The sequence below is a fragment of the Vogesella facilis genome, assembly GCF_042648525.1.
In the GTDB taxonomy this organism is placed as follows: domain Bacteria; phylum Pseudomonadota; class Gammaproteobacteria; order Burkholderiales; family Chromobacteriaceae; genus Vogesella; species Vogesella facilis.
Map to the genome: position 1 here is coordinate 130873 of NZ_JBHRXN010000032.1, position 7248 is coordinate 138120.

The window sequence follows — 7248 nt, forward strand, 5'->3', positions numbered from 1 at the left end:
AAACCTCCTCTTACGCCGACAACAACGCCGCCACCCGCGCCCGCAACGCCGGCAGCACCTCGGCGGCAAACCATGGATGCTGGCTGAGCCAGCGCTGGTTGCGCGGGCTGGGATGCGGCAGCGCCAGCACGCCCCGCGGCAGCGTGGCCTGCCAGTCGGCCACCGCCGCGCTTACCGTGGCGTACTGCGGCAGATGCCAGCCCAGCGCGTACTGCCCCAACACCAGCGTCAGCTGCAGCGTAGGCAGTTGCGCCAGCAGCGCCTCGCGCCAGGCCGGCGCGCATTCCGGCCGCGGCGGCAGGTCGCCGGACGGGCCGCTGCCGGGGTAGCACAGCCCCATCGGCAGGATGGCGATGCGTGTCGGGTCGTAAAAAGTAGCGCGCTCCACCCCCAGCCACTGCCGCAGGCGCTCGCCGCTGGCGTCGTCGAACGGCACGCCGCTGTCGTGCGCCTTGCGTCCCGGCGCCTGGCCGGCGAGCAGGATGCGCGCCGCCGGCGCCAGTTGCAGCAAAGGCCGCGGCCCCAGCGGAAGGTTGGCCGCACACAGCCGGCAGGCGCGCACCGCGCTCAGCAGCCGTTGGCAATCATCCATGATGAGCCCCCCGCGTGGCCGGCACGGCCTCAGGCCGCCACCACCAGCTGGGTATTGCCCTTGTCGAGAATGTCCTGCAGCTCGGCGCTGACCGGCTGGTCGGTGAACAGCGCGTCCACCTGCGACAGGTGGCCCAGCTCCACCATCGCCGGGCGCTCGAACTTGGAATGGTCGGCCACCAGCCACACCTGGCGCGACTGCTGCAGGATGGCCTGGCTGGTCAGCACCTCGCGGTAGTCGAAATCGCGCAGCGTGCCATCGGCCTCGATGCTGGAAATGCCGATGATGCCGTAGTCCACCTTGAACTGGCGGATGAACTGCACCGTGGCCTCGCCGGTCAGGCCGCGGTCGCGCTTGCGCAGGCTGCCGCCGGCCACCAGCACCTCGCAGTCCGGAAAATCGCACATCAGGTTGGCGATGTGGAAGTTGTTGGTGATCACCCGCAGGCCGCGGTGCTGCGACAGCGCGCGCGCCACCTCCTCAGTGGTGGTGCCCAGGTTGATGAACAGCGAGGCGTTGTCGGGAATCTGCGCCGCCACCGCGCGCGCGATGCGGCGTTTTTCTTCCGCCATCAGCACCTGGCGCGCGTCGTAGGCCACGTTCTCCACACTGGACAGCACGCTGGCGCCGCCGTGGTAGCGCTGCAGCAGCTGGTTTTCCGCCAGCAGGGTGATGTCGCGGCGGATGGTCTGGGTGGTGACCTGGAACTGCGCCGCCAGCCGGTCCACCGACACGTAGCCCTCGCGGTTTACCCAGGTAAGCAGGTCTTTCTGGCGTTGATTGAGGATCAGCATGCGGCAGGCGCGGCAGGAATGATGACGGGGCATTGTAACCGAGCCGCCGAGGTTGGCCGCAAGCACCCGTCTTGCGGCCAGTATTGCCGCCTGGCGTATCCTACCGATAATGAATAATTCCCCTGCTCCCGCCCCCGACATGACACCGCTGCCCCGTATCGTCTTCATCGTGCATGGCCGCCACAACCCGCGTGGCCTGGCCGAACAACATCTGGCGCCGCTGCGCGACAGCTTCGACATCGACGTGCTGCTGACCAGCTCCGCCGACAGCGCCACCCGCTTCGCCCGCGAGGCAGCGCTGTCCGGCGCGCGCTGGGTGATCGCCGTCGGCGGCGACGGCACCGTGCACGAGGTGGTGAACGGCCTGATGAGCGCGCCACCGGAACTGCGCCGCAACACGGTGCTGGGCGTGCTGCCCACCGGCACCGGCAACGACTTCGCCCGCAGCCTGCAAAGCGGCGACAGCCTGCCGCGGCTGCTGGCCATGATCGCCGCCGGGCGGGTGCGCGCGCTGGACCTGATCCGCGTCAGCCATGCCGACGGCAGCATCAGCTGGTGCAACAACATTGGCTCCATCGGCATCAGCAGCGACATCGTGCGCCGGGTGAAACGCAGCAGCCCGCGGCTGCCGGCCAGCGTGGCGTTCTACAGCGCGGTATGCGCCGCGCTGTTGCACTGGCAGCCGCAGCCGATGCGGCTGATGCTGGATGGCGAGCAGATCGACGGCAAGTTCACCTGCGTCAGTGCCGCCAACGGCCGCTACTTCGGCAGCGGCCTCGGCATCGCGTCGGAAGCGCGCTGCGACGACGGCCTGCTGGACGTGGTGCTGATCCGTGATGCCGGCAGCCTGGACTTCCTGCGCCTGCTGCCGCAGCTGCGCCACGCACGGCGGCTGGACGACGCGCGCATCCACTACCTGCGCGGCCGCACGCTGACAGTGGAAGGCGTGGCGACAGAATGCGCGCTGGAGCTGGACGGCGAGCTGTACGGCAGCACGCCGGTACGCTTCGACATCGAGCCGGCGGCGCTGAACTGCCTGGCGGGCTGGTAGCCGGGCCGGCCCCACAAAAAACCCCGTCAACTCAAGGCCATAGTGCGGTAAAATGCCCGGTTCGCCGCGCCGGGTGAGACCGATCCCGTGCGCCAAGCCTTTCCACTCGACTGTATTTCGACGGAACCATGTCAAACACTACCCGTAAAGCCCTGGTCGTCCTCTCCGGCGGCCAGGACTCCACTACCTGCCTGTACTGGGCGCTGCGCGAATTCGGTGCCGCCAACGTTGAGGCTGTTACCTTCGACTACGGCCAGCGCCACCGCGTGGAGCTGGACGCCGCGCGCAAGGTGGCCGCCATGGCCGGCGTGCGCCAGACCGTGCTGCCGATCGACACCTTCGCCGCCATCGGCGGCAATGCGCTCACCGACGACAGCATCGCGCCGGAAGCCGGCGCCCGCGCCGACGACGACAGCGCGCTGCCCAACACCTTCGTGCCGGGCCGCAACCTGGTATTCCTCAGCTTTGCCGCCGCCTTTGCCTACACCCGCGGTATCGAACACGTGGTCACCGGCGTGGCGCAGACCGACTACTCCGGCTACCCCGACTGCCGCGAAAACACGCTGAAGGCGCTGGAACTGGCGCTGCGCCTGGGTATGGACAGCCGCGTCACCCTGCACACCCCGCTGATGTTCATGAGCAAGGCGGAAACCGTACGCCTGGCGCAGCAGGTCGGCGCCATGGAAGCGCTGGCCTGGAGCCACACCTGCTACAACGGCGAAGTGCCGCCGTGCGGCCACTGCGCCGCCTGCGAGCTGCGCGCCAAGGGCTTCGACGAAGCCGGCGTGGTCGACCCGCTGCTGCTGCGCAGCCAGGGAGCCTGAGCATGAACAGCCACAACCAGCTGGCCGCGGCCGGCTTCGAGGCCGCGCGCACCCTGCCCGGCATCGGCGAGCACGGCCACAGCTTCCGCGTGCTGGCGCGCGCCAATGCCGTACCCGGCCAGCTCACCCTGGCCGCCGAGCTGCAACGCGCCGCCGCCGCGCTCGACTACTGCCAGCTGAACCACAAGCTGGCACACTGCGACGACCTGGCGCTGGCGCAGCATCTGGCGGCGCAATGCAGCCTGCCGGTGGACCTGCACCTGGCCAGCGCGCCGGACCGCGGCGTGCTGCTGGGCGAAAACGGCGACGCCTACGTCTATCTCGACACCCGCTTCGAGGCCGCGCACCAGCTGCCGCACGTACCGCCCGGCCACAAGTGCGGCCGCCTGCACGGCCACGGCTTTGGCGTGCGCATCGTTGCCGCCGCGGCCAAGGCCAGCGTCAACGACATCCTGCTCAAGGCCTGGCCGCCGCTGTTCGCGCGGCTAAACCACCGCTACCTGAACGACATTCCCGGGCTGGAAAACCCCACCAGCGAGGTAATGGCCGCCTGGCTGTACCAGCAGCTGCAGCCGGCGCTGGCCGGCCTGGCCTGGGTGGAAGTGCGCGAGACGCACACCGCCGGCAGCCAGTTCGATGGCAGCACCTTCCGCATCTGGAAGGAGCAGCACTTCGAAAGCGCGGTGCCGTTCAACGACGAAGGCATGTACAGCGGCCACAGCTATTTGATCCGCCTGATGCTGCAGGGCAAACTCGACCAGGTGATGGGCTGGGTGCTGGACTTCGGCGATGTGAAGGAGCGCTTCAAGCCGATCTACCGCCAGCTGGACCACAACCCGCTGGACAAGCTGCCGGGCATCCAGGGCCACGACGCCGCCAGCGTCGCCGAGTGGGTACACGGCCAGCTCAAAGGCCGCGTGCCGGAGCTGGCGCGCATCGACCTGATGAGCACGCCGCAGCACGGCGCCTCGCTGAGCTGGCACTGCGACATGCGCTGGCCGCTGCTGTTCGGCCAGTAAGGAGCGCTAGCCATGTATACCGTGAAGGAAATCTTCTACACCCTGCAGGGCGAAGGCCGCCAGGCCGGCCGCGCCGCGGTGTTCTGCCGCTTCAGCGGCTGCAACCTGTGGTCCGGCCGCGAGGAAGACCGCAGCAAGGCGATCTGCCAGTTCTGCGATACCGACTTCGTCGGCACCGGCGAGGATGGCGGCAAGTTCCCCACCGCAGCAGAGTTGGCCGCACGCATCGCCGCCGCATGGCAGGGCGCCGGCGGCCAGCCCTACGTGGTGTTCACCGGCGGCGAGCCGCTGCTGCAGCTGGATAGCGCGCTGGTGGATGCCATGCACGCCGTCGGCTTCGAAGTGGCGGTGGAAACCAACGGCAGCCTGCCGGCCCCGGCCGGTATCGACTGGATCTGCGTCAGCCCCAAGGCCGGCGCCGACTGGGTGCAGCGCAGCGGCCACGAGCTGAAGCTGGTATTCCCGCAGCCCACGCTGCTGCCGTCGGAACTGCCGGCCGATCTGGCGTTCGAGCACCGCTACCTGCAGCCGATGGACAGCCCGCTGCAGCGCCAGAACACCCGCGAGGCGATTGCCTGGTGCATGGCGCACCCGGAATGGCGGCTGTCGGTGCAGACGCACAAGGTGGTGAACATCCGCTGAGGCGCTTGCCTCGTCAGGCACAAGGCCGCCCGCAGGGCGGTCTTGTTGTTTGTCGGCGAGGTGGCAGGCTTGCGGCCAACCTTGCGTGGCTTGCCAGGAGCGCAGCAAAGCTCAACGTTTATCGCGTCAGGTTTTGTATCCGCTACGCGGATGATGATTTAGGCGCCGGTTCCGCCCGGCGCACGGGAAAGGGGGCGACCGCCGCCCCCTTTTCAATCCCCGCTCTCCCGGCGGCTGCTCGAAACCCCGGCCAAAACGGCACGCCCCAGGCGCCGCCAAACTCGCCGCGCGCTAACGTCGCGCGGCTCAGACAAGCGGCGGCTTAACACCTGGGGCGCACCCTTTTGCCCGGCTCGCGCCAACGGGAGGGGCGAGTCGGTGCGGTGTAGCTGCGAGGAAGTAGGATCAGATGTCCCGGGTAGTGCCGAGGCTCGAAAACGTTGGCCGCAACGGTGTAGCTTGCATTACACCTAGCCAGACCCTGCGTTTACCGGACACGACCAAACGTTCCACGCCTCAACCCATCTCAAAGCATGCGGCCAACCTTGTGCCGCACCCGACTGCCCCCTTGGGCCGCGCCGGCAAAAACGGTAGTCGCAAGGTGTTAAGCGGCCGCATGTTTGAGTCCTGAGCCGTTAGCGAAGGACGAGTTCGGCCGCGCCTTGCGGCTGCCGGTTTTGCCGGGGTTTCGCGGACCGTGGGGGCGAGCTGGGTCGATAGGGGGCGGCGGCACGCCCCCTATCCCGTATGCCGGGCGGAACCGGCAACTTCAAACAGCATCCGCGCAGCGGATTCCACACCTAACCAAGAGGCCACGCCAAGCCACAACAGCAAGCCGGTAAACGTTGGGCTTCGCTGCGCTCAACCCAACCTACCCTGCTGGGCGTAGTGAAACTCTGCGTTTACTACTTCTAGCTCGCAAGCAGATACGCTGCAAACGTTGGCCGCACCACCCCGCGCCAGCCGCCCCGCAAAAAAATTTCAGCACTTGCTGTAATCTCCCGCCCTGGCCGGCGACTAAAGCCCGTAACGCGATATTTGCCGCGTTTACCAACCCCGCACCCACAGGAGATTCACCATGTCCGCTACTACCCAGACCCTGATCGCCTCTGCCCTCACCGCCATGGTGGCCATGAGCGTGGCCGCGCCGGCCGTCGCCGCCGACGCCAAGGACAAATGCTATGGCGTGGCCATGGCCGGCAAGAACGACTGCGCCGCCGCCGGCCACAGCTGCGCCGGCCAGTCCAAGGTCGACAAAGACCCGATGGACTGGAAGTACGTGGCCAAGGGCAGCTGCACCCAGATGGGCGGCATGCTGGAACCGATGAAGCAATAACCGTCCCCGCCCGCCCCCGACCGCCGCGCCTCGCCGGCCATACTGGCTGCATGACCAGCAAGGCGCCCCGGCCACGGGGGCACTCCACTCCGCGCCCGGCACCGCGCTGCCAGGCAAGCACCCGAGTTCATCATGTCCACCACCCTGCCCGTCTGCGCCGGCATCGGCCTGCGCCACCCGCACTACCGCCAGGTGCTGGAACACCGCCCCGCGCTGGGCTGGCTGGAGCTGCACAGTGAAAACTTCCTGTCCGGCGGCCAGCCGCTGGCGATGCTGCAGACGCTGGCCGAACACTACCCGCTGTCGCTGCACGGCGTCGGCCTGGGGCTGGGTTCGGCGGCGCCGCCCGACCGCGCCCAGCTGGCCGCGTTGCGCCGGCTGCTGGCGGCAGTGCCGGCAGCGGCGGTGTCCGAGCACCTGGCCTGTAACCACGACGCCGCCGGCCGCTACGTCAACGACCTGCTGCCGCTGGCCTACACTGCCGACATGCTGGACGTGGTGGCGGCCAACGTGCAGCAGGCGCAGGACGCCATCGGCCGCCCGCTGCTGCTGGAAAACCTGTCCGCCTACCTGCAATACCCGGGCAACGAGATGAGCGAGGCCGAGTTCCTGGCCGAGCTGGTACGCCGCACCGGCTGCGGCCTGCTGCTCGACGTCAACAATCTGTACGTCAACCAGCAGAACCTGGGAACCGACGTGGCCGCCTTCCTGGCTGCGCTGCCGGCCGAGGCCATCGCCGAAATCCACCTCGCCGGCCACAGCACGCGCCGCTTCGACGACGGCAGCACGCTGCTGGTGGATACCCACAGCCAGCCGGTGCCAGCGCCGGTGTGGGCGCTGTACCGCCAGGTGATCACCCGTTTCGGCCCTCGCCCGACGCTGATCGAATGGGACATCGATATCCCGCCGCTGGACACGCTGCAGGCCGAGGCCGCCGCGGCGCAGCGCATCCTGCAGGAGTACGCCGCATGAGCGCCGCCACCCACTGGC

Annotated in this window: 8 protein-coding genes; 6 read left to right on the forward strand and 2 right to left on the reverse strand. The window is 68.5% G+C overall.

The genetic code is table 11. The features are described from left to right. Positions 1 to 10 precede the first annotated feature (10 nt). Together ACFOLG_RS14185 and ACFOLG_RS14190 are read right to left on the reverse strand one after the other, a co-directional pair. Positions 11 to 592, reverse strand: coding sequence for a uracil-DNA glycosylase family protein (locus ACFOLG_RS14185; RefSeq protein WP_386092963.1), 582 nt, complete (start codon positions 590 to 592; stop codon positions 11 to 13). Positions 593 to 621: 29 nt separating this feature from the next. Next, positions 622 to 1386, reverse strand: coding sequence for a DeoR/GlpR family DNA-binding transcription regulator (locus ACFOLG_RS14190; protein ID WP_449369291.1), 765 nt, complete (start codon positions 1384 to 1386; stop codon positions 622 to 624). 139 nt (positions 1387 to 1525) lie between these two features. On the opposite strand from ACFOLG_RS14190, the gene ACFOLG_RS14195 reads away from it, so the two are divergent. The 6 genes from ACFOLG_RS14195 to bufB all read left to right on the forward strand — a co-directional run bounded on the left by ACFOLG_RS14195 (position 1526) and on the right by bufB (position 7230). Next, on the forward strand, positions 1526 to 2437 hold the full coding sequence (locus ACFOLG_RS14195; RefSeq protein WP_386092965.1) for a diacylglycerol/lipid kinase family protein: 912 nt from the start codon (positions 1526 to 1528) through the stop codon (positions 2435 to 2437). A 128-nt stretch (positions 2438 to 2565) separates the two neighbouring features. Further along, positions 2566 to 3261 (forward strand): 7-cyano-7-deazaguanine synthase QueC, encoded by a 696-nt coding sequence (gene queC / locus ACFOLG_RS14200; protein WP_386092967.1) that lies wholly within the window; start codon positions 2566 to 2568, stop codon positions 3259 to 3261. 2 nt (positions 3262 to 3263) lie between these two features. Then, a complete protein-coding gene (locus ACFOLG_RS18105) occupies positions 3264 to 4280 on the forward strand; it encodes a 6-pyruvoyl trahydropterin synthase family protein (RefSeq protein ID WP_449369292.1) in 1017 nt (338 codons plus the stop codon). A gap of 12 nt (positions 4281 to 4292) precedes the next feature. Further along, a complete protein-coding gene (gene queE, locus ACFOLG_RS14215; RefSeq protein ID WP_386092969.1) occupies positions 4293 to 4922 on the forward strand; it encodes a 7-carboxy-7-deazaguanine synthase in 630 nt (209 codons plus the stop codon). A gap of 1078 nt (positions 4923 to 6000) precedes the next feature. Further along, complete coding sequence (locus tag ACFOLG_RS14220) at positions 6001 to 6258, forward strand: BufA1 family periplasmic bufferin-type metallophore (protein ID WP_386092971.1); 258 nt, start codon at positions 6001 to 6003, stop codon at positions 6256 to 6258. A gap of 132 nt (positions 6259 to 6390) precedes the next feature. After that, the gene (gene bufB, locus ACFOLG_RS14225; RefSeq protein ID WP_386092973.1) at positions 6391 to 7230 is read left to right on the forward strand and encodes an MNIO family bufferin maturase; all 840 of its coding nucleotides are present in this window, start codon (positions 6391 to 6393) and stop codon (positions 7228 to 7230) included. Positions 7231 to 7248 lie beyond the last annotated feature (18 nt).